The organism is Anaerovorax odorimutans, assembly GCF_024459955.1.
GTDB classification, from domain to species: domain Bacteria; phylum Bacillota; class Clostridia; order Peptostreptococcales; family Anaerovoracaceae; genus Hominibacterium; species Hominibacterium odorimutans_A.
The window spans coordinates 1-1,887 of sequence record NZ_JANFXK010000054.1 but is presented as its reverse complement, the minus strand read 5'-3'; the positions used below and the strand labels follow the sequence as shown (position 1 = coordinate 1,887).

General features: G+C 49.3%; 1 protein-coding gene and 1 pseudogene. Both read left to right on the top strand.

Going from position 1 to position 1,887, the window contains the following annotated elements; translation table 11 throughout:
* A partial coding sequence (locus NE619_RS17730; protein ID WP_256133822.1) for a virulence-associated E family protein occupies nucleotides 1-1,454 on the top strand: 1,454 nt, incomplete at its 5' end.
* Nucleotides 1,455-1,694: 240 nt separating this feature from the next.
* Nucleotides 1,695-1,887 (top strand): annotated as a pseudogene (locus NE619_RS17725) (VRR-NUC domain-containing protein); the annotation flags it as partial.

Genomic DNA, 1,887 nt, shown 5'->3' with positions numbered 1-1,887 from the left:
GACGGCTGCCGTCTTATACGGCCATGAAAGAGTTCGCCCAGGCGGATCCGCAGGTCATGGCCCTGATGAAGCAAGAGAAATACGAGGCGGCCTTACAGGACTTTGGAGGGCAGGACCCGGAGGAGGATCATTCATGGATCCAGCGGCTGAAACTCAACAGCACGGGAAATGGTTATGAGAGGAGCACCAATAACATGATCGAGATATTAAAAAATGATCCTTTGCTAAAGGGTAAATTCAGCTATGACGAATTTGCGAACCGGTCCTTAATCCTTGGTGCGCTGCCGTGGGACGAGCGGACGGAGCGCCGTTTGCATACGGATGATGATGACGCTGGCCTGCGCTGGTATATGGAAACCGTATATGGAATCACGGGAAAAGAAAAGATTTATGACGCGCTGGCTTTGGTGGCCAAAGAGCAGCAGATCAATGACGTGAAAGATTATCTGGAAAGCCTTGCCTGGGACGGCGTGAAGCGGGTCGATACGCTGCTTTCCGATTACCTGGGGGCCGAAGACACCTTGTACTGCCGGGCCGTGTCCAGAAAGAGCCTGGTGGCTGCCGTGGCCAGGGTGATGGAACCCGGTGTCAAATATGACTATATGCCGATTCTGGCAGGCTCCCAGGGCATTGGGAAAAGCACGTTTTACCGTATTTTAGGAAAGGCGTGGTATTCGGATAGTTTGACAAGTTTTGACGGGAAAGAAGCTGCGGAGATGATCCAGGGAACGTGGATCAACGAGCTGGGCGAGCTGAATGGCCTTACAAAGTCTGAAACCAACGCGGTCAAACAGTTTTTAAGCAAAACCGATGATATCTATCGAGAGGCCTATGGCCGTAAGACCAGCCGTTTTGCGCGGAGATGCGTTTTCTTCGGTACGACCAACGACGAGGAGTTCTTAAAAGACCAGACTGGAAACCGCAGGTTTTGGCCGGTCGACGTGGGACAGGAGGAGCCGAAAAAGAATGTCTTTACCCAGCTTGCGGAAGAAGTCGATCAGATTTGGGCGGAGTGCGTTCTATACTGGAAGCTTGGAGAATCGCTTTACCTATCGAAAGAAATTGAAAAACATGCGGAGAACGCCCAGGAAAGCCACCGGGAGGCAAGCGCAAAAGAAGGAATTATCCTGGATTTCCTGGAAAAATCCCTTCCGGAAGGCTGGGAACGGCGGGAATTAACCCAGCGCCGCATGTATTGGTCCGGTGAATTCGGCAGAAGTCCGGGGTCGGTGCCGCGAGATCGCGTTTGCGCTGCGGAGATTTGGTATGAGTGTTTGAATTCGGAATTGAAATACATGAATAAGTCGGATGCCCGAGAGATCAACGCCATTCTTGCAAACCTTCCTGGGTGGGAACGGATCAAATCGCCGGCAAGGTTTGGGCCTTACGGCATGCAGCGTGGCTACAAAAGGCGTCTACAAAGTAGGGTTTTGGACTGTAAACAAAACATTTAAGAATGTAGGAGAAAAACAAAGGTTACAGAAATCAAATTGAATGTTTCAAAAAATGTTTTGGGGAAAAGATTGAAAAATCAAGGCTTTAAAGCCTTATATACGATTACTACATTCTCTCTATAGAGAGAAATAAAAATAAGAAATAAAGAATATACACATACCTTAATATCTTATTTAAAAATATGCACATACACGCGTACACGTATGCGCGCATTATTACAGCAAGGAGGAATAAAAAGCATGAAGAAACAGGTAAGCGAGAAAAGTATCGAAGATTATTTGCGGCTGCGAGTAAAGCAGATGGGCGGCCGAGCATACAAGTTCGTGTCGCCGGGAAACGCAGGCGTGCCAGATCGGCTGGTCGTGCTTCCGGGCGGACGGATCGCGTTCATCGAGCTGAAAGCGCCAGGAAAGAAACCGACACCGCTGCAAA